The organism is Pseudomonas entomophila, from assembly GCF_013523125.1.
GTDB classification, from domain to species: Bacteria; Pseudomonadota; Gammaproteobacteria; order Pseudomonadales; family Pseudomonadaceae; genus Aquipseudomonas; species Aquipseudomonas entomophila_B.
The window spans coordinates 79,188-103,554 of the sequence record NZ_JAAMQJ010000014.1; the positions used below are offsets into that span (position 1 = coordinate 79,188).

21 protein-coding genes and 1 pseudogene are annotated in these 24,367 nt (G+C 61.2%); 5 read left to right on the forward strand and 17 right to left on the reverse strand.

The window, feature by feature from the left end:
- The first annotated feature begins 42 nt into the window (after positions 1–42).
- Positions 43–504, forward strand: a complete 462-nt coding sequence (locus tag G7007_RS09985) for a MarR family winged helix-turn-helix transcriptional regulator (protein WP_060394289.1) — start codon at positions 43–45, stop codon at positions 502–504.
- Here the strand turns inward: G7007_RS09985 and G7007_RS09990 are convergent.
- Positions 489–632, reverse strand: coding sequence for a hypothetical protein (locus G7007_RS09990; protein ID WP_181101336.1), 144 nt, complete (start codon positions 630–632; stop codon positions 489–491). The genes G7007_RS09985 and G7007_RS09990 overlap by 16 nt on opposite strands.
- 85 nt (positions 633–717) lie before the next feature.
- Positions 718–2,013 (reverse strand): DUF2254 domain-containing protein, encoded by a 1,296-nt coding sequence (locus G7007_RS09995; RefSeq protein ID WP_181101338.1) that lies wholly within the window; start codon positions 2,011–2,013, stop codon positions 718–720.
- A gap of 186 nt (positions 2,014–2,199) precedes the next feature.
- Here G7007_RS09995 and nhaA point away from each other — a divergent pair, with 186 nt between their 5' ends.
- Together nhaA and G7007_RS10005 are read left to right on the forward strand one after the other, a co-directional pair.
- A complete protein-coding gene (gene nhaA, locus G7007_RS10000) occupies positions 2,200–3,570 on the forward strand; it encodes a Na+/H+ antiporter NhaA (RefSeq protein ID WP_181101340.1) in 1,371 nt (456 codons plus the stop codon).
- 163 nt (positions 3,571–3,733) lie between these two features.
- Positions 3,734–3,913 (forward strand): DUF2986 domain-containing protein, encoded by a 180-nt coding sequence (locus G7007_RS10005; RefSeq protein ID WP_181101342.1) that lies wholly within the window; start codon positions 3,734–3,736, stop codon positions 3,911–3,913.
- A gap of 47 nt (positions 3,914–3,960) precedes the next feature.
- On the opposite strand, the gene G7007_RS10010 is transcribed toward G7007_RS10005, so the two are convergent.
- Positions 3,961–5,784, reverse strand: a complete 1,824-nt coding sequence (locus tag G7007_RS10010) for an NAD(P)/FAD-dependent oxidoreductase (protein WP_181101344.1) — start codon at positions 5,782–5,784, stop codon at positions 3,961–3,963.
- A 252-nt stretch (positions 5,785–6,036) separates the two neighbouring features.
- Here G7007_RS10010 and G7007_RS10015 point away from each other — a divergent pair, with 252 nt between their 5' ends.
- A complete protein-coding gene (locus G7007_RS10015; RefSeq protein WP_181101345.1) occupies positions 6,037–8,004 on the forward strand; it encodes a sigma-54-dependent Fis family transcriptional regulator in 1,968 nt (655 codons plus the stop codon).
- Positions 8,005–8,516: 512 nt separating this feature from the next.
- Here G7007_RS10015 and G7007_RS10020 read toward each other — a convergent pair.
- The 13 genes and pseudogenes from G7007_RS10020 to G7007_RS21990 all read right to left on the reverse strand — a co-directional run bounded on the left by G7007_RS10020 (position 8,517) and on the right by G7007_RS21990 (position 22,134).
- Positions 8,517–9,524 (reverse strand): DUF2314 domain-containing protein, encoded by a 1,008-nt coding sequence (locus G7007_RS10020; protein ID WP_181101347.1) that lies wholly within the window; start codon positions 9,522–9,524, stop codon positions 8,517–8,519.
- A gap of 511 nt (positions 9,525–10,035) precedes the next feature.
- Positions 10,036–10,281: a hypothetical protein gene (locus G7007_RS10025; protein ID WP_181101349.1), complete on the reverse strand. Its 246-nt coding sequence runs from the start codon at positions 10,279–10,281 to the stop codon at positions 10,036–10,038.
- 180 nt (positions 10,282–10,461) lie between these two features.
- Complete coding sequence (locus G7007_RS10030; protein WP_181101351.1) at positions 10,462–10,962, reverse strand: SMI1/KNR4 family protein; 501 nt, start codon at positions 10,960–10,962, stop codon at positions 10,462–10,464.
- Between the two features lie 547 nt (positions 10,963–11,509).
- Positions 11,510–12,064, reverse strand: a complete 555-nt coding sequence (locus G7007_RS10035) for an imm11 family protein (RefSeq protein ID WP_258198534.1) — start codon at positions 12,062–12,064, stop codon at positions 11,510–11,512.
- A 34-nt stretch (positions 12,065–12,098) separates the two neighbouring features.
- Complete coding sequence (locus G7007_RS10040) at positions 12,099–12,908, reverse strand: hypothetical protein (protein WP_181101352.1); 810 nt, start codon at positions 12,906–12,908, stop codon at positions 12,099–12,101.
- Positions 12,909–12,954: 46 nt separating this feature from the next.
- Positions 12,955–13,778: pseudogene (locus G7007_RS10045) on the reverse strand (type IV secretion protein Rhs); the annotation flags it as partial.
- A 65-nt stretch (positions 13,779–13,843) separates the two neighbouring features.
- On the reverse strand, positions 13,844–14,410 hold the full coding sequence (locus G7007_RS10050; RefSeq protein WP_181101354.1) for a hypothetical protein: 567 nt from the start codon (positions 14,408–14,410) through the stop codon (positions 13,844–13,846).
- Positions 14,401–18,588 (reverse strand): RHS repeat-associated core domain-containing protein, encoded by a 4,188-nt coding sequence (locus G7007_RS10055; RefSeq protein ID WP_181101356.1) that lies wholly within the window; start codon positions 18,586–18,588, stop codon positions 14,401–14,403. Before G7007_RS10055 ends, G7007_RS10050 begins: the two co-directional genes overlap by 10 nt.
- A gap of 406 nt (positions 18,589–18,994) precedes the next feature.
- Positions 18,995–19,663, reverse strand: coding sequence for a hypothetical protein (locus tag G7007_RS10060; protein ID WP_181101358.1), 669 nt, complete (start codon positions 19,661–19,663; stop codon positions 18,995–18,997).
- Positions 19,656–20,294: a hypothetical protein gene (locus G7007_RS10065; RefSeq protein ID WP_181101360.1), complete on the reverse strand. Its 639-nt coding sequence runs from the start codon at positions 20,292–20,294 to the stop codon at positions 19,656–19,658. Before G7007_RS10065 ends, G7007_RS10060 begins: the two co-directional genes overlap by 8 nt.
- A gap of 293 nt (positions 20,295–20,587) precedes the next feature.
- Positions 20,588–20,893 carry a hypothetical protein gene (locus G7007_RS10070; protein WP_181101361.1) on the reverse strand — a complete coding sequence of 102 codons (306 nt, stop codon included), beginning with the start codon at positions 20,891–20,893 and terminating at the stop codon, positions 20,588–20,590.
- 187 nt (positions 20,894–21,080) lie between these two features.
- Positions 21,081–21,965 carry a hypothetical protein gene (locus G7007_RS10075; protein ID WP_219859026.1) on the reverse strand — a complete coding sequence of 295 codons (885 nt, stop codon included), beginning with the start codon at positions 21,963–21,965 and terminating at the stop codon, positions 21,081–21,083.
- On the reverse strand, positions 21,934–22,134 hold the full coding sequence (locus tag G7007_RS21990; RefSeq protein ID WP_219859027.1) for a hypothetical protein: 201 nt from the start codon (positions 22,132–22,134) through the stop codon (positions 21,934–21,936). The genes G7007_RS10075 and G7007_RS21990 overlap by 32 nt, the downstream gene beginning before the upstream one ends.
- Before the next feature lie 237 nt (positions 22,135–22,371).
- Between G7007_RS21990 and dusA the strand changes: the two genes are divergently transcribed.
- Positions 22,372–23,382, forward strand: a complete 1,011-nt coding sequence (gene dusA, locus G7007_RS10080; protein ID WP_181101363.1) for a tRNA dihydrouridine(20/20a) synthase DusA — start codon at positions 22,372–22,374, stop codon at positions 23,380–23,382.
- 672 nt (positions 23,383–24,054) lie between these two features.
- On the opposite strand, the gene G7007_RS10085 is transcribed toward dusA, so the two are convergent.
- On the reverse strand, positions 24,055–24,367 hold a 313-nt coding region (locus tag G7007_RS10085; protein WP_181101365.1), incomplete at its 5' end, for a transposase.

Here is a 24,367-nt window from a genome sequence, read left to right on the forward strand (position 1 = left end):
ATGATTGCAACTGCAATGAACGCTCGGCATTTCGGAGACCGCATGCCCCCCTCGCCTGACCTCTGGTACAACTTCATCCGCGCACACCGTTGCCTGATCCGCGAGATCGAACGCCGTCTGGCCGAGGACAAACTGCCGCCCTACGCCTGGTACGACGCACTGTGGGGCATCGAAAGCGGCCCGGAAGGCAGCCGGCGCATGCACGAACTGGCCGATGTGATGGCCATCGAGCGCTACAACCTCACCCGGCTGGTCGACCGTCTGGAAAAGGACGGTCTGGTGACGCGGGAAAAGGCCACCGACGACGGGCGTGGTGCCATCGCGCGCATCACCGACACAGGCCGGACCCTGCGCGCGCGGATGTGGGGTGTCTACAAGCAGGCGGTCGACGAACTGTTCCTGAGCGAGTTCGACGAGGCGCAGCGCGACACCGTGGCCTTGGCGCTGGAGCGCGCCATCGGCAATGCGCGCGCCAGTCGCCAGCGCCCTCACCCGAGCCGGTAGGCCTTCAGCGCCTCGGCCACGCGCCGTTCGCCGATCACGCCCTGCCCGCGCAGGGCGGTCACCACGATCCAGTGCCGGTCGAGCCGCTGCCCTGGTTCCAGGTTGTCGCTGCTCAGGGCCGTCGACATCCCTTCCCGCAAGCTCACCTAAAGGAGAGTGCGTCGGGTCCTCAAGCCCGACGCTTCGGGCAGGCGCGCCTGCTAGCCGGCGGCGTCAACTGTCCTCCGGGGGCAGCGTGAAGGCCGTCGCCGCCAGTGCCCTCAACTGATCTTTCTCCCGCTGCAGCACCAGGGATCGCTCGGCATGGGCCAACAGCAGGTCGGCCTGTCGGGCGCAGGCTGCCTTGAACAGGGACGGGTTGATCTGCGACAGGCTGATCAGCGCCTTCAGCAGGCGCAGGTCGATTTCCAGCAAGCCGCCACCGTCGCGGCTCAGCGGCGCGAAGAAGTCATCGAACAGGTCATCGACGTGCAGGCCGCGCACGTGCACCTGATCGCACCCTGGCGCCTTCTGCTCCGTCAGCGCCTGGGGCTTGCCCCAGCAGGCCAGGGTCCTAACCCCGCGGCCGATCACGTCGATGGCCGTGCCGGGGTCGTTGGTGGCGGACGACAGCGCACGCGAGGCGATCTCCGACAGCACCGAAATGCCGAAGCGTGGGTCATGCTCGAACGTGCGGCGAAGGCCGATGGTCAGGGTAGCGCGTATGCGCTCCACGGTCTTTTCATCGTCCCACATGGCCGCGCCGTCCAAGGGCACCAGACGAGCCAGGGGCAGGCCTTCGTGGACGAAGCTGCCCGGCAGCACCTCCAGGTAGATCCGCAGGCCCTTGTCCAGGGCGAGGGCGCCCAGGGCCTGCACGTCGATGTGCTGCACGTAGCCGGTCTGAAGGCTGGCCAGGGAACGGGCCGTGGCCGGTACCACCAGCTCGGCGGGGTACGCCACTGCCCCCAGGTACGGCCAGCGGGCACGCTGGCCGAGCGAATGCATGGCCGCCGCCTCGACCCGGTCGATGGTCTCGCCGACCCGGCCGAGCTTGGACAGGTGGTCGATCCAGCGCAGCAGGGTGTAGACGATCAGCAGGATCACCGCCAGGGTCACCACGAACAGCAGCGCCCTTCCCTGCGAACCATACACACCGGTGCTCAGGGCGATGATGCCGACCAGGCTGAAGAGGAACGAGCCGATGAAGGTGGCCAGCGCGTTCTGGGTGGCGCTGTCCTCCATGATCAGAGTGGTGGCGCGTGGGGTCACGCCGCTGCTGGCAGCGCTGTAGGCGCTGACCATGGTGCTCAGCGAGAAGGTGGTCACCGCGAGCATGCTCGAGGCGATGATGCCGAGGATCTTGTCCACCGCATCGGCCCCGATGCGCGTGGGCAGCGAGGCCGGGATCAGGTCCTTGAAGACCACCGCCAGCAGGGCCGTGACCACGCCCAGCAGCGAGAACAGGGTCGCCCTGAACCACAACCGCTTGGTGAATCGACTCAGTATCCAGCGCCAACGGGCAATCATGCAGGCATCTCCAGGAACCTCGGTTGCTCGATTGAACCGTGCGCTGGCCGTTTCGTTCACTCCCGTGGGCCGAGCGTTTGCATCGGTCGGCGCTGCGCCTTTATCATCGCCGCGGGTGCGTCGCGGCATGGGGCCGAGCGCAGGTTAAAGTTGACACGTTGGTCGGGCCGCCAATGGAGACTTGCCGTGTCCGATCGAAACCCGACCCCGCCGCCGATTCCGCGCCCGCAGATCCTCACCGAGCGCGCCCTGTCGGCCGTGGAACGCTTCTTCCACATCGAGGCCGTCAGCGGCATCGTCCTGCTGCTGGCCGCCATCGCCGCACTGATCTGGGCCAACAGCCCGGCCGCCGACAGCTACGAGCACTTCTGGCACATGCCGCTGACCCTGGGCCTGGGCAGCTATTCGGTCTCGCCGTCGCTGCACTTTCTGGTCAACGACGGGCTGATGACCATCTTCTTCCTGGTCGTCGGCGCGGAGATCCGTCAGGAGATCAAGGATGGCGCCCTGGCCAACCTGCGCCTGGCGACCCTGCCGCTCGGCGCCGCCCTGGGCGGGGTGCTGATGCCCGCCGCACTCTACCTGGCGTTCAACCACGGCAATGTGGCCAGCACCGGCTGGGCCGTGCCCACCGCGACCGACATCGCCTTCGCCGTCGGCGTGCTGGCCCTGCTGGGCAAGTCGATCCCCAGCGGCGTGCGGGTGCTGCTGCTGGCCCTGGCGATCATCGATGACATCGTCGCGATCCTGATCATCGCGGTGTTCTACACCGCCAGCCTGGACTACCTCGGCCTGGTCGTCGCGGCCGTGGGCGTGCTGCTGGTCCTGTTGCTGCAGCGCATGGGGGTGGGCAAGGCCTACGCCTACATCCTGCCGGGCGCCATCGTCTGGTTCGGCCTGCTCAAGACCGGCGTGCACCCGACCCTGGCCGGTGTCTTGCTCGGCCTGATGACCCCGGTCACTTCCAAGCCGATGACCGAACGTCCGCTCGACACCCTCCAGCGCACGCTGCACGAGCTGGTCGACCGCTTCTCGCACCGAGGCGCCGACCCGCAGGCCGTCGCCGAGCCCCTGAAACAGCTGCGTCACGCCCAGCGTGAGGTGCTGCCGCCGGTGCAGCGCGTACAGATGGGCCTGCACCCCTGGGTGGCCTACGTCATCATGCCGCTGTTCGCTCTGGCCAATGCCGGCGTCAGCCTGTCGGGCGTCGACCTCAGCGAGTCGGTGTCGCAGCACGTCTTCCTCGGCGTGCTGCTGGCCTTGGTGCTGGGCAAGCCGCTGGGCGTGCTGCTCGCCAGCGTCGTGCTGGTCAAACTGAAGGTCTGCGCGCTGCCCGAGGGCGTGACCTGGAGGGGCGTGACCCTGGTCGGCCTGCTGGCGGGGATCGGCTTCACCATGTCGATCTTCATCGCCGCCCTGGCCTTCGCCGACCCAGCCCTGCTGTCGGCGGCCAAGCTCAGTGTGCTTGCGGCCTCGACCCTGGCCGCCGTATTGGGTGTGTGCTGGGGCAAGGCCACGTTCGGCAAGGCCTACGTCGCTCAGCGAACCGCGGTGTAATGGTCGGCGTCTAGCGGCTCCTTCTGGAAAGAGTCGTTGGGCGCCTTGCCGTTTTCCGACAGCGCGACTGCGCAGGCATCAACGAAACGGGGAAGCTCGCGTATCATGCGCGGCACTGCGCAGGCCTGGACCTGCCGCCCCTCCGATCGATGAGCCGCCCCCCATGAACCGTCAGAAAAAGCTCCAGCAATTGTTCAAGGCGAACGCCAAGAAGGCCAGTGCCAAGCTCGCGCCACGCAACAGGAACCCCTATGTCAGCAAGGCCGACCGGGCGAAGGCCGCCGAAGAAGCGGCGCAGGCTTCGGTTGAACCGAGCGCGCCTGCGCCTGACCTGCACGACTGAGGCGCCGGGCCAGTGCCGACGGCTTCGGCACCCGCCCTCGCCCGTCGTCAGCCGACGTGATGCACCGGCGCCTGCCCGTACACGGGTGTCGCCAGCCCCTCGAAGCGAGCTTTGAGCTGCAGCGCCAGGTACAGCGAGTAGTGCCGTGACTGGTGCAGGTTGCCGCCGTGGAACCACAGGTTGTCCTGCTGGGTCGGCTTCCACATGTTGCGCAGTTCGCCTTCGTACGGCCCCGGGTCCATGGTAGTGCCGGAGCCCAACCCCCAACAGCGCCCGACCTTGTCGGCCACTTCGGGCGAGATCAGCTTGGCCGCCCAGCCGTTCATCGAGCCGTAGCCGGTGGCGTAGACGATCAGGTCGGCCGGCAGGCGGCTGCCGTCGGTCAGCACCACCGCATCGGCCTCGATGCGCTCGATGCCCAGGCCCGGCGCGCTCTTGAGGCGGATGGTGCCATCGGCGATCAGCTCCGATGCCCCGACATCGATGTAGTAACCCGAACCCCGGCGCACGTACTTCAGGAACAGGCCCGACTCGTCGTCGCCGAAATCGAGCATGAAACCGGCCTTTTCCAAGCGTTCGTAGAACGCCTGGTCGCGCGTCTTGATCGCCTCGAACAAGGGCCGGTGGAAGCTGGGCATGACCTTGTAGGGGATCGAGGCGAACAGCATGTCGGCCTTATCGGTGGTCAGGCCGGCAGCCACGGCATCTTCCGAGTACAGCCCGCCGAAGACCAGCTCCATCAGGCTGTCCGAGCGCACGATATGGGTCGAGGAACGCTGCACCATGGTCACCTCGGCGCCGTTCTCGACCAGGTCGGCGCAGATGTCGTGGGCCGAGTTGTTCGAGCCGATCACCACGGCACGCTTGCCGCGCCAGGCGTCACCACCGGGATGGCGGCTGGAGTGGTGCTGCTGGCCGGCGAAGGTGTCGGCACCGGGGAAACGCGGCACGTTCGGCACCCCCGACATGCCGGTGGCGAGGATCAGCTGGGTCGGACGCAGCACCCGACGTTCCCCGTCGCGCTCGACCTCCACCGACCAGGTGCCGGTGTGGTCGTCGAAGCTGGCGCCGAGGCATTCGGTGCGGGTCCAGTAGTTGAGCTCCATGACCTTGCTGTACATCTCCAGCCAGTCGCCGATCTGGTCCTTGGGCGTGAAGATTGGCCAATGCTCCGGGAAAGGCAGGTACGGCATGTGGTCGTACCAGACCGGGTCGTGCAGGCACAGCGACTTGTAGCGGCTGCGCCACTGATCGCCGGGGCGCTCGGCCTTGTCGATGATCAGGGTCGGCACGCCGAGCCGCTTGAGCCGCGCGGCCAGGCCCAGACCACCCTGGCCGCCGCCGACGATCAGGCAATAGGGCTGGGTGGTGATGCCCAGCGAGGCTTCTTCGTCGCGACGGCGCTCGAGCCAGTTGCGCCGGTCGGCGTGGCCGTGGCCATGGTTCGCGCCCAGGGGGCGACGGCGGCCGGTGGGCTCTTCGAAGCCTTTGAGTTCGCGCATGGCGGTGAGCAGCGTCCAGCACAGGCCGTCCTTGAGGCGGACATAGCCTTTGCCGCGGGCGACGTCGGACTCCAGGCTGATCCAGCCTTCGAGCACGCCATTCTCCTGCTTGGCCTCGCCTTCGAGTGTCCAGTGCTGAGGCTGCGTGAGGTCCAGGCGTGCCTCGAGCATCTCGCGGATGGCCGGCTTGCCTTCGAGGGTCACCAGGTTCCAGCTGAACAGCAGCAGGTCGCGCCAGTGGCATTCATCGCCGAACAGCGCGAGCGCGCCGTCCAGGTCACGTTGGGTGAGGCGATCGTTCAGGCGGGCGACCCAGTCCGCCAGTGCGGTGGTCGGGGTGTGCAAGGGGGTGTCGAGGGCGACGTTCATTGGGGGCTTCTCCCTGATTGTTGTTGTCGTGGCGCAGGAGCTGGAGCAAAGGTCGGGCCAGCTCGCCGCAGCCCGCGTCGCAGAGCCTTCGCGCCCCCAGGAAGCCGCACCTGTCTCGTCACAGGCGCCCAGGACTGTCACGTTCGCGTGAAAGGTCGATGACAGAGTGTCACCCCAGGGCCCGGCAGAAGGAGGCGAACTTGGCTAAGCTGCGAGCAGACCGGTATCAGCGACTTGCGGAGCCCCCTGCCCATGACCTCTGCCTCGATCGACACCCATGCCCAGCACGTGCTGCAAGCCATCCAGGGCGACCCCAGCGCGCCTGGCCTGCTGGCCGATGCCGCCATCACGCGCTCGTGGCGGCGCTGCCTGGACCAGCACCACCTCGACCCTGCCAGCCCCCGCGCACCGAACGTGCTCGAACGGCCGCGCCTGCAGGACCACCGCGCTCCACTCGACGCCGTCATGGACGTCGCGCGCTGGCAGATGCACAGCCTGCACCAGCAGCTGGGTGAAGCCGACCAGGTGGTGCTGTTGACCGACGCCCAGGGCGTGGTGATCGACAGCGTGTACCGCGACGCCGAACGGGCGGCCTTCCGGCGCGCCGGGTTGTGGCTGGGCGCGGTCTGGCGCGAAGACTGCGAAGGCACCAATGGCGTCGGCACCTGCCTGGTCGAGCGACGACAGGTGAACATCCGCCGCGACGAGCACTTCCGCGGTCGCCATGCCGGCCTGAGTTGCTCGGCCAGCCCGATCTTCGACCCTCAAGGCAAGCTGCTGGCGGTGCTCAACCTCTCCAGCGCCGGGCCAGGCCGGGATGCCCAGCAGGCGCAACACGCCATGGCCCTGACCCACCTGTCGGCCAAGCTGATCGAAAGCTGCTTCTTCCTCGGCCACGACCCCCAGGGCTACCTGCTGCGCCTGCACCCGGACGCCCGCTTCGTCGGGCTGCTCGGCGAAGGGCTGGTCGGTGTCGACGACACCGCCTGCATCCGCTCGATCAACCAGGCTGCGCTGGACCTGCTGGGCCTGACGCGCGAGCAGGCCATGGGCTGTCGCCTGGCGACCCTGCTCGCCACCCCCGTCGACCACCTGCTCGGCCAGGCCTGTGCGCAACCGGGGCTGGCCCTGCCCGTGCGCCTGGCGGACGGACGAACCTTCCATGCCCAGGTGCGCGCGCCGCTCGCGCCGCACCCTCGGCCTGTCCCGGCACCGACCAGGCCTGCCGTCGGCGATACTCACCTGTGCCTGGCAGACCCACGCCTGCAACGCAGCCTGGCGCGGGCCGTGCGAGTGCTGGAGCGCGACGTGCCGGTCTTCCTGCATGGCGAGACCGGCACCGGCAAGGAAGCCTTCGCCACCGCCCTGCACCGCGCCAGCACGCGTGCCGGCCAGCCCCTGGTGGCAATCAACTGCGCGGCCATCCCCGAGACCCTCATCGAGAGCGAGCTGTTCGGCTACCGCGGCGGCAGCTTCACCGGCGCGCGCAAGGAAGGCAGGGTCGGCAAGCTCGAACAGGCCCACGGCGGCGTGCTGTTTCTCGACGAGATCGGCGACATGCCCCTGGCGTTGCAGACCCGTCTGTTGCGCGTGCTCGAAGAGCGCCAGGTGGTCCCCCTGGGCAGCGCGACCGCGCGCCCGCTGGATGTGCGGGTGGTCAGCGCCAGTCACCAGGACCTGCGCGAGCGCGTGGCGGACGGGCGTTTTCGCGAAGACTTGTACTACCGCCTGTGCGGCTTCAGCGTGACCCTGCCCCCCTTGCGCGAGCGCACGGACAAGGGCCCCTTGTTCGACCACTTGTGGCAGACCGAGACCCGGCACGAGGCGATACGCCTGGACACCGGCGTGAAGGAACGCCTGCTGGCCCATGACTGGCCCGGCAATGTGCGACAGCTGCGCACCTGCCTGAAGACGCTGGCGGCGTTGGCGCTCGACGGGCGGGTGAGCCTGGAGGATGTGGCGGAGGTGCTGCCCGAGGTGATGGCGCCCGAGGTAGCGGAAGACGACCCGCTAGGACGCTCCGAGCGCGATACCCTGCTGAGGCTGATCGAGGCGGAGCGCTGGCACATCGGCCGCGTGGCCACCCGCCTGGGCCTGAGCCGCAACACGGTCTATCGCAAGCTGCGTCAGCATGGGATAAGCCGGCAGTTCGGTGTCGGCGACACGGATCGTGGAGGTCAGGCGAATGACATGGATCGTTCGTCCGGCTTGCGTGAATGAGGTGGAGAGGGGCCTGTCCATGAAAATAGCGGCGTGCTCACCGGCCCCATCGCGGGCAAGCCCCCCACAGACCGCGATAGCCTGCAACGCCACGGTGTGACTACGGGTGTGGGAGCGGCCCCTGTGCCGCGATTGGGTCCGCCAGGGCCCACATTAGCACTTGGCAAAAGCCATAGAATCTCCCAAAGGGTGCTTGCACAGCCATGCCTACATCGACGGACTAAAGAGATCTGGGTGAGAGCTGGCTTGCCAGCGATGACGACCTCCCCGTCACCGCGCCCCTCTCCATTCAACTCGAATACCGCATCACTCAAACACAACAGCCATCACACCGAGCAGTGTGGGAGCTGGCTTGCCAGCGATGACGGCCTTCCCGTCACCGCACTCCTCTTCGTTCAACCCGAATACGGCATCACTCAAACACAACAGCCAGTACACCGAGTGTGGGAGCTGGCTTGCCAGCGATGACGGCCTTCCCGTCACCGCATTCCTCTCCGTTCAGCGTCGGCGCTCTAGCGCATCAACAACCAAACCACAACGGCCACGACAATCACTCCCAGCCCAATCGCCCACTGAGGCAACCCCTTCCCCTGAGGCGGTGCCTGAACCTGCGCCTGCGCATGCCCCGGTCTTCCTGCCTGAGTAGACGCCTCCACCTCCTGTTCAGACCGCACCTGTGCCGCCTTCACCTCGACCGGCGCCTCCTCCCCGTTCAGCAACCGCACCACCCGCGGCCACCTCGCCTGTTCTGCCAGCTGCAACGGCGTCTGCCCCGCCGCAGTGCGTGCGCAGGCATCCGCCCCATGCCGTAGCAGAGCACTTACCATGGGCGCATTACCCGCCAACGCCTCCCGGTGCAACAGCGACCAACCTGCCTCATCGACGTCGGTCACCGCGCCCGGGTGCTCGCGCAGCATGTCGTCCATGCTCGCGCTCATGTTCACGGCCATGGGGTGATCGCCCTCCTCCAACCGTTTCAGCGCTTCCCGATCAGCGGGCGTGTCCAGCGCCCTCGACAACCGCACACGCGGCTGCCCTTCCGGCATCATCGTCAACTCCACGACGCCAGGCGGCCCGAACTCCAGCCCCCACGCCGCATCGTGTTCGGCACGCTCGTCATCCGCCATCTGGCTACGCATCGCATCGACGGTGAAGCCGCCGAACACCACCTCGCCGCAGACATACATCCAGTCGTTGAGCGCCGCGAGCGGCAGCGTCACCCGTTCGGAAGCATCGAAGCCTGTGGCCCACTCCGGTTCGTTGAGCAGCATGCCGCTGATGGAGGCGCCATCGAAGTCGACCTCGTGCAGCCACATGTTCTCGACCGACGGCAGGTTGGGGTCGTCACTGTGAACGGGGAACGACATCTTCACGGCGGCCAGGCTCAGGCCCTTGACGATCCGGCGCGACTCCCAGGAGAGCTCGCGCCAGAAGAACTTGAAGGTGGCCTGGGCGTTGGCGACGGCGGCCTGCAGGGCTGGGCTGTCGCCGCTGGTGGTGTAGATGGTTTGTTCGGTCATGGGGGACATCCGTGTAGGTTGGACAGTGGGTGGAAATGTAGTCGGACCAGGGATTGGGGAGTGGGTTCTTGATTGTGGAGCGGGTTGTGGTCGGTAACGCGCGTTCAGTCGTTCTCAGACGTCAGGGCACGATCGATGCAGCCACGCTGTACGGGTACGCGATTCAAAGCTTAACCATCGCCTCCCCAACGCTTTCAGTGAAGAATGTCTCAGAGCGTTGAGGATGATGGTCTTTTCGACTCTGACTTCAGCATCATGCATCCTTAAAGGTACTGCCACCGGGGGATGACGGCGTCGTCATGCCTGGCCCTGCATACGCATCACTATTGCTGCAGGTAACGGTCTACCAACGCATAGCCTGATACTGACAGCAGCGGATAGGCGCGGTACTCATCCAGCGCCAGAATCCGAACAGGGAACCCGTTTCGATAAAGCGTCCCAGCCATATTGAACTCCAGCACCTGGTACGCCTCACTCAGGGTGCCACTTCGCAGCTTGGCCCACTCTCCCGTCAACAGCTTCTTGACGGCGGTGAGATGACCGTGAACTCGCCCCTGTGTTCCTTGAAGGTCATGTACGGTTTGTTATCAACTGCCGAAGGCTGCCCCACTGACCTGACGATAAATGCGAAGATGTTTTTGAACTCACGTTCCGCACTGTCAGTGCCCATCCACACTATCTGCGCCACCGCACGTCGCCCATCCTCCATTGGAATGACGAACTCATCGCCTGGGCAAAAGCTGGGCTTGTCTTTCATGGAAGCGTCCTTTCAGCGTCACATTGCATGGCTTACAACCTACTCAGATTGTCGTATGTTGTATAGATCATGCAAATCTATGCCCCTATTGATCTGCGCATTGACATTACCTTCATATGGAAGAACCAATTCTTCCTTGTCAGGCCCATTCTCGATAGCCCTCACATGTCCACACCCACTCTACTCCTCCTCATCCAGCTCATCCACCCGTAGAGATTCACAAAACTCATCGAATGAGTGAGAAAGAAGCTTTTGGGCAGCCACGTGATTAACTGCCATTTCAACATCAGGCTGAAACACATCAACGGCAAAATATACTATTTCTCCAGATGCCTTCTCGAAACATATAAAATTGCCAGCCTCATCCAAGGCAAACGGTAAAATATGATCAGGGATGACCTTCCTGTGCCGCATGGCAAGTATGAAACCGACCAGGTGAGACATATCGCCATCAAACATACGACTTCCAGCCCTTAACGGCTTGAAATATGCAATTACGATGGGCTCATAGTAAACATCCTCATTCCAAACCGTGCGATTCGGGACGCCTCCATTTGATGCAAGGTACAGGTCCTTGAATGCGATAGGGAAAGTGAAATCTAGAATTTTTTCAATTTCGGTTACAGCCGACAATTCAACAGGTGCATCGCCCTCAGATAAAAACAATGTATTTCTACTCATTTAGCCACCTATTGACGGTTTCTGCATAGACTGACCTGTAGACAATCCATCTCTCAAAAAGTGGCAGCGGCTATCAGAAAGCCATGCTCAGTTCGACCCAAATAAATACTTCTCGATTCCTTGTAGACGTCCCTATGAATCATCCTATGGCCTGCATACCTCGCATGAGGGGGATCTCCACACACGCACTCTGCACCTTTACCAGCGGAGGCTCACAGGCGTGTCACCACTATCATTCCCACTGTCACGGCTTGGTCGAGCGCAGCAGACTAGAGCTTTTAGAGAGAGAACTCCTCAGAAAGATGAGGCGATTCACCTGCATGTCCCTTGACTTCCAGAAACTGCCATGCGCAATAGAATGTTCGGCCCCTTCGGATGCTGATATACTACGCCTGCTTCTCTGTAACGGTGCTGGCTCTCAGCTGGGCGAATATGTGAGATAAAAATTCCAAGACGCGAGACAACTCACATAACCTTTAAAAAATAATTATCTTCGCCTACCCTAGCAACTCACCACTGCCTCCCGTTACAACCACCCTTACTAATGCTAGGGCTCAAACCTTAAGCCACGAACCGAGCGACTTTCAAAAATTGACCTCACTCGCTCCTTGACAACGATTACAGTAAAATCCTCTTCAGCCCTAACCACATCATCTGAAAGCTCTAAGCTTTCATCCAATACAATTTTACTAAACCAACTGGGGCCGTCTGGCATTGTGCTAATCAGAGGCTCACTCACAGACTTTTCCAGATCCAAAGCTCGTGACGACCCTATGACATTAAATATTTTATACCCTGGTAACGATGTATTACCCAGAATCAAACTTGCCTCCAAAAACTCCACGCCTGAAATATTCTCCTCAACCATTATATTGTAGAGCCTAGGCGATATTAAACCAGGACCATCACTAAAGAAAAAGTCATACGACAGCAACCGGGATGCGCTTATTTTCTTAGAGTCCTCAAAAGATGCTTTTACCTCTCCTTCTATGGGCACGCCCATACTGAAAATTCCGTGATCTTCGCCAGAGAGTAGGTGCATTTTCAGCCAGTAGCTTTCCGGATAATTTCTTGAAATCGTCAATACAAAATTTCTAGTCAAACACCCTCCTTCTCATGAATTAAATACACACACCTCATGGCAATCTTTTACCCAATGAACCTTTGGCAGGTCTTGATCTCCAAGACAACAAAACACCTAGCTCCCCTAGGTATTTATTAACACACTCGAGAGCCTCTTCTTTTACAGACCACAACCATCGCTCCTTACCAGCTCTTTCCAAACTTCCAATCTTTTTGTTTTGCTCGATCCACTCCTCTAGCGACCCGTCTTTCACCCGCAATAATAAGTGCTCCTTGCTCAGCACATTCAAAGGATAAATCATTCTTAGATGCGCACTCACACCCTCATCTTTGCAATTACTAGCTCTCCTCACTAGGCTTTTAAACTTGGTCGTCTCCTCAAAATCATAAAGCTTTATAAGATCGTGTACTGATCCATAACTAAAAGCCTTTGAAACACTCCCGCAACCATATCCAATCCCGTAACCACACTTATCTACCAACTGCGAACCTTTTAAAAACTTAACTGCTAGCTCGAACGCTTTTTCAGGCTCGAGCGCTACTTGAACGTCAATATGGGGAAAATTACCAAATTCATTAGTACTATAGCCATACGATGCCACCCATGGATCAATATCGCCATTTTTATGGTAAATCCTAAATGCAGATACATCACCCGACCTTATTTTTTCTTCTAGCGTATCGACATGCACTTCCACCACATCGTGATCACCATCATGATCCCCCTGGGCTAAATATATGTAATAACAGGCTGACTTGACTTCAAGGCCGAACATCGAAAATAAAGAAACCCCCTCCTTTAAGGCAAGTTCTGGGGATAAGCCGCCAATACCGTAAAAAGCCAAGCCTAAGCAGCCGCTCATAGCACCTCCAAAATCAAGTCATCCAGAATCATTTCCCTCCCTGCTACAAGAAGCGCCTCTGCTCGGCCACTCCGTCGACCTCGGCGTGCTTGCAAACTCGCCGGACCAAGCTGTCATAGCGGTATTGCCCAGTCGCCGTCAGCACCAGCCACAAACCTCTCGGCTTTGACCAACCGATTCTCACAATCGTACTCAAACCGCTGCTCCGTGACAGGTCCCGAGAATTTCTCGATCAGGTTGCCCACGCATCGTGTCGATACTCGCAGTTGCGCCACTTGGCGATCCGGTTGTCGGTAACCCTGGCAAACTGCCGCGCGTTGAAATACAACCGGTTGCCTGCCGCGTCGTAGCGGAATTCTTCACTGCTGAGAATCGAACCTGTACCACGACTGTGCAACTGCCCGTTGGCCTGATAGCTATACCGCGTCTCACCCCGCAGCTTGTCCAGCGTACGCACCAACTCTCCCGCTGGGTCGTACTCGTAACGGCGATGGATCGGATTGTAGCGGTGCTCCACATACAGCTCCGTATGGATCCCCGCATTATGCACCTGCGACAGCTTGTTGGCAGGCAGCGTCGAGGCGTACTGCCAGGCCTTGCGGCCCATGGCGTCGTAGCCAAAGAGCTGGTGAGCTTGCCTTGTGTTCGATATACCTCGCGGTGCAGATCATCACGCTCGATGTCGCTGATGACCTGCCCATCCAGGTTGATCTAGTGCAGAGGACCACTGCCGTAGTACAGGTGATTGACCTCGCCTATCGGACAAAATCAGCGCGGTAGTCTTATCGAGCGAACCATACGCGTCTGTTAGCGTGTCGCCAGACGTAAATCCATAGTCCGCCTGCCCAGTGCATTGTAGATGTATGCCAGTATCTGGACAGGATGTACATACTGGCATACCATATTAAAGATCAATTTTTGAACAAGATCAATTATTACATGCCGTCTAGCTCTTCGAAAAACGCAACACCCTTAAGCTGCGCACTGCTTAATAGCTGAGCTAGATTGTCGCTAACAATAATTCTAGCGCGATCTTCTTCCGCAAGGAACATTTCATGCTTTGGACTGCTACTCAACAAGCTAATGCGCTCAAAATTTTTCGGCCCCTCAGGCATCGACCTCAATAGCGGACCATAAATACATTTATCCATATCAAAAGCTTTGTCGATATTTAAAATATTTACCACATAATAACCGGAACGATTCTCCCCATTAATAAAAATCTTTGCAGGCACCAACTGAACATCAGCACGACAAGCTTGATCAAGAACCTGTGCAAACTTCTCCGTGATGACATCAGGCCCATCACTTGAAAGGAAATCATACTTTGAAAAAGAAGAAATACTGACACGGCCTTTTAAATGAAATTGCAAGGCTTTAGAGGTACACTCATACCGCTGTCCTCCCGAAAATTCAAAATAATCCGGATTTACTTCCCGATCGTACTTCAGCCAATATTTCTCAGGATAATCATCTGAACCCATTAAGATCTTCATCCACATGTAACCCTTATCGATTTTTTATTCAACATGATGACTCCCCTTCGTAACTTTTGCCGATTTTTGCTAATTAATTCCTCGACAGCCAAGCGGTACTGATCGGCTGTCCAATTATGTTGACCCCCGATGGCATGGATCTTGTCAAGGCCTTGTCTAACCTCTGTATTATATACACGATGTGAGCCGCGATGGATCGTTCTCACTTCGTGAAACTCGGGCGACGTGGGCAAATATATAACATTTTTCAAGTTGTGAATATTGATGCCAGATGCTAAAAATGCAGGATGTGTCGCTAGCTGTTGCGGTATTATGTGATGCTTTTGAAACCCAGCGATACTGGGCATGGTGTTATACGTCAACAATCCTAATGGATCTATCCAAGCCATTGGATTAGGCGCATATCTGTAAAGATTTACCCCTCCCTCAGTGCCTATTGGATCTTGACAAACATAACGTCCTATTACTGCATCATAGCAGCGAAATCCGTTATAGTAGAGCCCACTTTCAATATCTGAATATTGTCCCTGAAACCGCAAATTCTGCTCAACCGCTTGGACTATAAACTGCTCCACGTGCCCCCAAGCGCGATACGTCACTTGCCATACTACTTCCCCATCAGCATTGGTCAGTTCCAATGGCGTTCCAATCTGATCGGTATGGAAATAGTAAACCTGCCGCCCTCCAGCTTCGTCATCGTCTATACGTGCCAACGGCGCATAGCTGTTCGGCTCGTACATGTACAGCCGATCCGTCTCTGCCGTCTGCTCACGCAACATGCGCAGCCCCTGCCACAAGAAACGCCTCTGCTCGATCACTCCATCAACCTCGGCATGCTTGCAAACTCGCCGGCCCAAGCTGTCATAGCAGTATTGTCCAGTCGCCGTCAGCTTACCTGCCACAAAGGTCTCGGCCTTGACCAACCGATTCTCGCAGTCGTACTCAAATCGCTGCTCCGTAGCAGGCCCCGAGAACTTCTCGATCAGGTTGCCCCACGCATCGTACCGATACTCGCAGTTGCGCCACTTGGCGATCCGGTTGTCCGTGACCCTGGCAAACTGCCGCGCACTGAAATCCAACCGGTTACCTGCCGCGTCGTAGCGGAACTCTTCACTGGTGAGGATCGACCCCGTATCACGGCTGCGCAACTGCCCGTTGGCCTGATAGGTGTACCGCGTCTCACCGCGCAGCTTGTCCAGCGTACGTACCAACTCCCCCGCCGGGTCATACTCGTAACGGCGATGAATCGGGTTGTAGCGGTGCTCCACGTACAGCTCCGTATGGATCCCCGCATTGTGCACCTGCGACAGCTTGTCGGCAGGCAGCGTCGAGGCGTACTGCCAGGCTTTGCGGCCCATGGCGTCGTAGCCGAAGCAACTGGTGAGCTTGCCTTGGGTGCGGTACACCTCGCGGTGCAGGTCGTCACGCTCGATGTCGCTGATGACCTGCCCATCCAGGTTGATCTGGTGCAGGTGGCCACTGCCGTAGTACAGGTGATTGACCTTGCGTCCATCGGGCAAGGTCAGCGTGGTCAGGTTGTCCAGCGGGTCATATTCATAACCTAGGGTGCCATCAGGCGTGATCTCCTGGGTCAGCCGCCCCAGGATGTCATACGCATACTCGAGCTTCTCCGGCAGGATACCCATCGTGCGCTTGGCACGCGGGGTGGGTTGGCGCTCGATGCTCAGCAGGCGGTCGCTGTCATCGTAGGTGTAGAAGTGCTGGCCGTCCGTATTGGTTCTGCTGATCAACCGGCCGATCGTGTCGCGCTCGAATTCAGTGTGCCGCTCCGGGCGCTCGCCATTTTCGCCATAACCGATCTCATCCAACCGGATAAGGTGGCCGCTCACGTTATAGGCAAAACGCCGCGTCAGGTTGTCTACCCGCACCTCTTCGCTCAGACGATCCGAAGCGTCGTAGGCGAAGCGGTAGCTGGCGTTGTTTTCGTTGACCAGCGCCGTCAGGCGGAGGGCTTTGTCATACTCGTAGCGTACCCATTCGCCATTGGCATCCTGGCGCGCACTCGGCAGGCCCCGGGCGGTGCGCTGAAGGCAGGTGGTCTGGCCCTTGCCGTCGGTATGGGTAAGGACTTGGCCCAATGCGTTGTAGGTAAAGGTTTCCTTGCTGCCATCAGGGTGTGCGATGCGCAGCACCTCACCATCGGGCTTGCGCTCGAGGCGGGTGGCGTTCTGCAGGGCATCAATGACTTCGACCAGATGCTGGCGCTCGTCATAGCGGTACCAAGTGCTCTTGCCCGAGCAGTCCTGGAAACGCTCGACCTGGGCGTAGCTGTTCCACCACAGGTATTTGGACTTGTGGGTGGGGTCGATGATGGTGTGCGGCAGACCGTCCGGGCTGTTCAGGTATTCGGTGACCTGCCCGAGCGGATCGGTCTCGGACAGCAGGGTGCCTTCGTCATTGTACTGCGCTTTCCACACACTGCCGTCGGGGAAGCGGGTCTCGGTGACCAGAGGCGTTCCCAGGTGATGCTTGTAGCGAATGCTGCGCCCCAGCGGATCGGTTTCTTCGACCAGGCGGGAGTACTCGTCGTACTTGAAGGCCAATCGATTGTCATCAGGCAAGGTGATGCCGATCAGGTTGCCAAACTCATCCATGTCCATGGCGTACCGCTCGCCGCCAAAGTCGCGACTGGCGATGACCCGGTTGTCCTTGTTATACCGAACCTCCAGCTCACGCCCCAGCACGTCGGTCGCCCAGCGCGTACGCGTGGCAAAGTCGTAGCGGAACTGGTAGTGCTCGCCATCCCCGGTCCAGTGCTCGACGACACGTGGTTTGCCGTCCAGCACTTCCCAGCGGTAGTCGCAGGTCAGGTCCAGCGCATTGGTGTGCTGGGTCATGAGCCTGTCGGTGTAGCTGAAGCGCCGCACCGTGTCGCCGTTGCGGTTGATCACGGCGTTCAGTTGGCCATGCTCGTCGTACCGGTAACGTACCAAGGTCTCGACGGCCATATTGTCGACCACACGTTTCACGTCGGTCAGGCGTCCCAGGGGATGATCGTAGTGCAGGTGCACACGGTGCGGCCCAGGCGCGACGATATCGGTCAGCCGACCCTCCGGCTCGCGAACGAAGTGCAGATAGTGCCCGAGCGCATTCTCGATCCGCTGTAGCGGCACAGGCGTGTCGTCATCAGGCACCTCGCCGAAATAGAAAAACACGTTATCCAGCGTCTGCACCAGGTAGTGCCCACCCTGTGTCCGCACTAGGTGAATGCTTTCGTGAGGGTGGTAGATGCTCTCGCCAGGGGCCAGATCGATGAAGGGCACCAGCCGGCCCTGGTTATCGGTCAGGTACACGAACCCGCCGCAGCGGCTCAGGTGTTGCTCCCACGGCAGCATCCAGCCCTGGCCCAGCACGCTGTCGACGGTCAGGTCGCTGGCGTAGAAGCGGGTCCATTCCAAGGGCATCATCCCCGGCAGCACGAAGTCGGTCTCGTCGACCAGCACCTTGCGGCCGGTGGACAGGTCCACGGGGTTGCCGAGGAAGCCGCCCACCACGCGTTCGATGGCTGGGCCGATGAGGTAGACGGTGGCCAGGTAGCTGGCAGCAATCGTCGCGCCGGTGCGCAGCGCGCAGGGCATCGCAGCCTTGAGGCCAGCCTGGATGCCCAGGCGGTAGACGGCGAACACCGAGCGCCCCATGCTGGCCATGACCATGAGGATATCGACGCCCACGCGCAGCGTGTTCGAGACCTCCTCCTCGACCGGCAGGTAGCGGTCGGTACCGCCGCCGATGAACACGTTGTTGGAGCCGCTGGCGATCCGTGAGCCGCAGGTGAGCTTGTCACCCCTGCGGGCGGCGGGCTGGCCATTGATGAAGACGTTGGTGGAGCCTTCGGCCACCCGTACGGTAGGCGGGTGTTTCTCGCACTTGGCCGTGCTGGCCGTGGCGAGCGCGGCGTTGCGTCCGTTGATGAACACGTCCGGTGAACAGCCGGGTCGCTCGATCTGTCCGCTGGGGGAGCTGGACAACGAGCCGAGGAATTCACCCGCCTGGGGCAACAGGCCGGCGACGATGCCGACCAGCAACAACCCCCCGAAGCCCAGGGTGCAGACACTGAAAGCAGCGTAGCTGGCCAGGGCCAGGCCGATGACGGCGCCGGTGAGAAACCCACCCAGCGCGCTGGTGTGTTCGATCTCGTCGTACAGGCGTGCAGCTTCGAACATGGGCCTAGCCTCGCGCGTAGTTCATACGAGACGAGGGGCAACGAGCGGGTATGTCGAGAAGTCGATCCATGGGTGAGGCCATCCTTTGGTCTGTCGCGTCGAGCGTCCTTGCGCGGCGGGTGCAGCTTTGACGTCGCCCTGGCCAGGCCTTGTGAATGGCGCTGACGGCAACGGTCGACTGCCGAGATGAAGCGGCGCAGTGGACGATGGAGTGTGACAACGGGTCGGGCGCGATGTTGCAACCCGCCGTTGTCGCCACGTCCACATACTGGCTGGCGCAGAAACAAAGACCAGTCGTCCCGTTCCCAAGCAAGAGAGGGAAATTTCCTATGGACGAGACTGATCAGTGAAGCGCGCTCCCGACACGCCTGTCGAAAAGCGCTGGACGGCTCGAGCGCAGGAAGCGTCAGCCGTTGGCCGGACGCCCCCACCGCTCGGCCTCGGGGTACAACAACCCCAGCGTCCGCCGCGCCTGGGCGGCCTCGAGGTAAGGGAACAGCAGCCTGACCAGGTCATCGATGTCCAGACGCTTGCCTGCCAGCGTGGGCGCACACATCCAGAGCTTGACCTGCAGGTCGCCGGCGATCGGGTAGGCATGGGGCGCGGCCAATGACTTGAAGCGGATCGGTGTCAGGGCAGGCAAGGCGCTGAACCCTGAGCGACAGAACATCAAGCGAATGGTCAGGTGCTTCTGATCGACGTCGAAGCCATCGAAGGTCACCCACGGCACCGGTTCCAGGGCGTTGGCAAAGCACAGCGTGTCGCGGGTCACGGCCAGCACGCGTTGCCCATGCCGCCGACGCAGGGCTTCGGCCACCGCCAGACCGCCCAGGCCGGGCAGCAGAAAGACCAGCGCCGTGATCGCCATCAGCAGCAGCAACGCCGCCGACAGGTTCGCCGCCAGCATCACCGTCGCCTGCAGGAGCCAGCCACCTACGCCCAGCAGCAGCACGCTCAGCACCGCGCAGGCGATGGCCTTGTCCAGGGAGGACTCGTAGAGCGTGAACGACTGGGTCGGCCCATCCGCCGCGTCCTGCAGCATGTCCAGATGGGCCTCGCGTGCAGCCTCATCCATGGCGCTGCAATCCATCCAGCCGCTGCTGCGCCCGGGCCGCGTCACGGTATGCCCCGAGCAGCGCGGCAACCTCGTCAGCACTCAGCTTGCGCCCGCCCCGGGCCAAGCCCGCCGAGAGGATGCGCACCTGCCCTTGGTTGGCGTCCACCAGCGCCTGATTGCAGAACGGCTGCATCTTCACCACACGGTGGGTCGGCAGCCCGTCGGCGTCGCTCAGGTGCAGGGTCTGTTTCAGCATGCCCATGGCTTCCTTGTCCACCTCGAAGTGCTCGACCTTGGCCAGGTCCACCGGGCCGTCCAGGGTGTCGACGAACAGCTGCCGCCGGGTCAGGCGCATGAACACGTGACGTCCGGCATGGCGGTGCTGCCAGGTGACCCACACGGCGCCCAGCAGGAGAAAGGCGCAGCAGGCGATCAGGTCGAGACGGCCCATCAGGAGGGTGATGCCTAGCAGCACCAGCAGACCGACCACGGCAACCGGGCCCCAGATCTTGTAGACGGTGGAATTGGTGAACAGGGTCTCTTCGGGCACGCGCTCGACGACCTGCTGGAGTTCGGTGATGGCGTGTTGGCGTTGGGCGGCGTGGGCGGGGTCGGGCTGGGGAGAGCCAGGGTGTTCAGGGATGCTCATGCGTAAGTCCTGGTCGCGGCCAAAGGCAGGCTGCACGTCGTCACGACTGCACGGCGTCGTCATCGGGGGGCGAAGAAGCCACCGAGAATGCCGCTCATGGGCGATCTACGGGCAGTGCCGTTGGGCCTGAAATAAAAGAGGACGGACATTGAAGTAGACGAGCGGAGGGCTGGCAACGGCGGTAGGCGTGCCGCACAACAAATGGACTACTGCTCACAAGGGGACATGCTGCAAGTGTGCGGGAGTTAACACTCAGGGCGTGCCGGATAAACGCGTGCCGACGCCATGACGGGTCACGCCTGATCGGTGATGTAGACCAGCACACTGCTCAGATCGCTCAACACGTCGGCGGCGTCGAGGGTGGCACTGCCGCTGTCCACTACGAGAAACCCGTCGAATGCTGCCGTGCTGACCAGGGTCAACCGCCCACCGGAGTCGTCTCCCACGGCCACATGCCCCTTGAAGTACGTGGCGACCTCGAAGGTGCGATTACGCTCTTCGATCTCGTCTGTCGAATAGATCAACACCTGGTCACAGAGAAAAGCGCCATCGTGGCGTTTCCAGCATTCGGCGATCCATGACTTACGAGAAAGGCCCATGCGATCGCATACCGCTGCAATAGCCGCCTCGCAAGCGCCTTCGGGGCCCTCGTCAGGATACATCACGGTTCGCCTCCTTCAGACGTTGACTCCATGCTGACATCATCCGTTGCCGGGCGGGGCTTACGCCAATGCCCTACTGCCCGGCCTGTGACACATTCCAACGCAAGCAGGGCCCTACCTGCGTCTATCGGCGGTAAGAAGGCGTACCTAACGGTATCGGCTGCGGGTTGGCGATGACCCAGTCCACTGCCCGTTCACAGAGTCGATCGCTGTGTTCGGCAGGGTCGTTGCCGTTCCTCAGTTCAACCGCAGATGCACGGGTTTCGGCCAGTGCCACGTCGCTCAAGGCCACGCCGCTCCCCAGATGCTCTACCAGCGCCTTCAGCATCTTCTTGAAATCGGCGTCCCAGTTGGCGCCGCCGTTGTCGTTGATTTCGATCCAGAGGCGACCACTGAGACGGATGACCTCCCCTTGCACCGTCGCCGCCGCGCCAGAGGACGGCACCAGCCATTCCCACAGTTGCTGATGCTGAGCAGGCCAGCCCTCTGCGGTCACGAGGATCGTGTCCTGACCGTTATGGAGCTGACGCGCAGCGACAGGCGGGACATCGAACACGCGATAGAGTGTCATCAGGGCAGCATCGGTGGCTGGCAACGCCTCGGGATTGAAACGCGCGCGATGAAACTCGAACTGCTGCCCGATACGCTGCACCTCGGCACGCTCAGCGTCCCCAATGGAAATACCTGCCGCCAACAAAAACCGAGCAATGCGCGCCATGGCCTCGATGTCCGCATTGGAGGTCGTGAGCAAGGCGAGGTGCAACAGGCTATCGGCCTGCCGAGTACTGACCTCGACATTGGCGCCTCGGCGGATCAGGTCAGCGACTGCGTCGGCCTTGTGGCTCTTGACCGCTGCCTGCAATGGTGTCTCGCCCTGATAATCCTGGGCCTCGAGATCGGCTCCCAGGTCCAGTAGCAGGTCGACTCCGCCCTTCCAGCTCGAACTGCGGTGATGCAGCGTCGTTCGTCGGTACTCGTCACGGGCGTCGATGTCCGCGCCCTGCTCCACCAGCCAGCTCGTCGGGGCAGTTGTAGAAACCGAGTGCCGTGCTCTTGCTGTAGCCGCCGGTGGCCTCGAGGCCGCATGTGTCGAAGACGGCCGTCAACTCGGTGAGAGACGCCTGCTCCAGCAGATCACCGAAATCCTTGGGGAGGGTTTTTCTTTTTCGTTTGGCCATGGGGCGGGCATCGTCCTGATGAGGTAAAGGTTAATCATAAGATGATCGATCATCGAGTGCAGGGTTGGGTGGCTCATGGCGGCGGTGCGTGCGATGGGCAGCTGGCACCGGATGTCAGCGACTCAGACGCAGACCCCGCTGCCTTGGTAGACTATGCCCATTCCACGCCAAGCGGCTTGATTCAATGCGACACACCTATCGCCGCCCTTTCTGAACTCAGCACGACACGCACCCTACATGCCTCAAGACTTCGCTGCACACGCACCCGCACGACGCCAGGATCCTTGCCGACGGTTTTCTGTTGCGCCGATGATGGACTGGACCGACCGCCACTGCCGGTTCTTCCTGCGCCTGCTCTCCCGCCACACCCTGCTCTACACCGAAATGGTCACCACCGGTGCCTTGCTCCACGGCGACGCGGCGCGTTTCCTGCGCCATGACGCCACCGAGCACCCGCTGGCCCTGCAACTGGGCGGCAGCAATCCTACCGACCTGGCCGCCTGCGCGCGCCTGGCCGAGGCGGCCGGTTACGACGAGGTGAACCTCAACGTCGGCTGCCCGAGCGATCGGGTGCAGAACAACATGATCGGCGCCTGCCTGATGGGCCATCCGGCGCTGGTGGCCGAGTGCGTCGCGGCGATGCGCGAGGCAGTGCAGATCCCGGTGACGGTCAAGCACCGCATCGGCATCAATGGGCGCGACAGCTATGCCGAGCTGTGCGACTTCATCGGCCAGGTGCGGGACGCGGGGTGCCGGAGCTTCACGGTGCATGCGCGGATCGCGATTCTCGAGGGGCTGTCGCCGAAGGAGAACCGGGACATCCCGCCGCTGCGCTATGACGTGGCGGCGCAGGTGAAGGCGGACTTTCCGGAGCTGGAGATCGTGCTCAACGGGGGGATCAAGACGCTGGCGGAATGCGAGGCGCACTTGCAGACCTTCGACGGGGTGATGCTGGGGCGGGAGGCGTATCACAACCCGTACCTGCTGGCGGAAGTGGATCAGCGACTGTTCGGCAGCGAGGCGCCGGTGGTGAGTCGGGCCGAGGTGCTGGCGCGGTTGCGGCCCTATATCGTGGCGCACCTGGCCGAGGGTGGGGCGATGCACCATGTGACGCGGCATATCCTGGGGCTGGGGCAAGGGTTCCCAGGGGCGCGGCGGTTCCGGCAGTTGCTGTCGGCGGACATTCACAAGAGCGATGATCCGTTGGGGGTGTTCGATCGAGCGGCGGAGTTGATGGTGGGGCGGTAGGCTGGGATGGAAGGTGCTGGGCGGGTGTGGTGAGCATTTGGGAGATGGGTGGCTGATTTCGTGGGCCCTGCGGGCCCACATTAGCACTTGGTAGAAACCATAGAATCTCCCACAGGTGACCGCGATTGCCTGCACCACTGCGGCAGGTGAACGACCTCAAAATCGAGCGACAGCAAAGCCTTGGATCCTGCCAACCATTACCATGTTCTCTGCACGACAAGGCGGCGGGTAAGCGCTCAAAGAAGGATCGTGCTGCCCTGAGTCACAACTACGGATGTGAGGGCTTGCCCGCGATAGCAGTGGTAACTCCAACACATGGCCAACAGGATGAAGGCTGACCTGCCAGCCTTGAGTTGAATGGACTGGCCCTATCGCTGGCAAGCCAGCTCCCACAAAGGGCCAGGGCAGGCTTGAGAAAGGTGGTGGGACGGTTGGCCTCATCGCTGGTAAGCCAGCTCCTACAAAGGGCCAGGGCAGGCTTGAGAAAGGTGGTGGGACGGCTGGCCTCATCGCTGGCAAGCCAGCTCCCACAAAGGGCCAGGGCAGGCTTGAGAAAGGTGATGAGGCGGCCACCGTCATCGCTGGCAAGCCAGCTCCCACAGGTACCTATTTCAAGCAGGCATCACCACGATGGCGACGCCGCCTGTGGGAGCAACTGTCTTCAGCGACCGTCTATCGGACTGGATCATCCATCCAGTCTTGGTCGTTTTTGATCATGGCGTTGAGGCGTACAGCCAACACCCGCATGCAGGCCACCATGGCAACTTTGGCGCATTTGCCTCGTGCTCTAAGGGCTGCATACCTGGCTTTGAATACTGGGTTGAATCGAGTCATGCTCAACACGCACATGTACAACGTACGACGTAGCCTGCCGCGACCACCATAGATATGTCGCTCACCCGTCTTGTCGCCGCTGTCATTGTTGAAGGGTGCTACACCGACAAGTGCAGCGATATGCTTCCCACTCACTGATCCAAGTTCAGGC

Excerpts from the sequence above, each read along its gene's own strand:
- G7007_RS10070 (WP_181101361.1), bottom strand. The coding sequence starts at position 20,893 with ATGGGCCTTTCTCGTAAGTCATGGATCGCCGAATGCTGGAAACGCCAC.
- G7007_RS10040 (WP_181101352.1), bottom strand. The coding sequence starts at position 12,908 with ATGAGCGGCTGCTTAGGCTTGGCTTTTTACGGTATTGGCGGCTTATCC.
- G7007_RS09995 (WP_181101338.1), bottom strand. The coding sequence starts at position 2,013 with ATGATTGCCCGTTGGCGCTGGATACTGAGTCGATTCACCAAGCGGTTG.
- G7007_RS10055 (WP_181101356.1), bottom strand. The coding sequence starts at position 18,588 with ATGTTCGAAGCTGCACGCCTGTACGACGAGATCGAACACACCAGCGCG.
- G7007_RS10060 (WP_181101358.1), bottom strand. The coding sequence starts at position 19,663 with ATGGATGAGGCTGCACGCGAGGCCCATCTGGACATGCTGCAGGACGCG.
- G7007_RS10065 (WP_181101360.1), bottom strand. The coding sequence starts at position 20,294 with ATGAGCATCCCTGAACACCCTGGCTCTCCCCAGCCCGACCCCGCCCAC.
- G7007_RS10025 (WP_181101349.1), bottom strand. The coding sequence starts at position 10,281 with ATGAAAGACAAGCCCAGCTTTTGCCCAGGCGATGAGTTCGTCATTCCA.
- G7007_RS10020 (WP_181101347.1), bottom strand. The coding sequence starts at position 9,524 with ATGACCGAACAAACCATCTACACCACCAGCGGCGACAGCCCAGCCCTG.
- G7007_RS10010 (WP_181101344.1), bottom strand. The coding sequence starts at position 5,784 with ATGAACGTCGCCCTCGACACCCCCTTGCACACCCCGACCACCGCACTG.
- G7007_RS10005 (WP_181101342.1), top strand. The coding sequence starts at position 3,734 with ATGAACCGTCAGAAAAAGCTCCAGCAATTGTTCAAGGCGAACGCCAAG.
- G7007_RS10030 (WP_181101351.1), bottom strand. The coding sequence starts at position 10,962 with ATGAGTAGAAATACATTGTTTTTATCTGAGGGCGATGCACCTGTTGAA.
- G7007_RS10015 (WP_181101345.1), top strand. The coding sequence starts at position 6,037 with ATGACCTCTGCCTCGATCGACACCCATGCCCAGCACGTGCTGCAAGCC.
- dusA (WP_181101363.1), top strand. The coding sequence starts at position 22,372 with ATGCCTCAAGACTTCGCTGCACACGCACCCGCACGACGCCAGGATCCT.
- G7007_RS09985 (WP_060394289.1), top strand. The coding sequence starts at position 43 with ATGCCCCCCTCGCCTGACCTCTGGTACAACTTCATCCGCGCACACCGT.
- G7007_RS10050 (WP_181101354.1), bottom strand. The coding sequence starts at position 14,410 with ATGTGGATGAAGATCTTAATGGGTTCAGATGATTATCCTGAGAAATAT.
- G7007_RS21990 (WP_219859027.1), bottom strand. The coding sequence starts at position 22,134 with ATGGCCAAACGAAAAAGAAAAACCCTCCCCAAGGATTTCGGTGATCTG.
- G7007_RS09990 (WP_181101336.1), bottom strand. The coding sequence starts at position 632 with ATGTCGACGGCCCTGAGCAGCGACAACCTGGAACCAGGGCAGCGGCTC.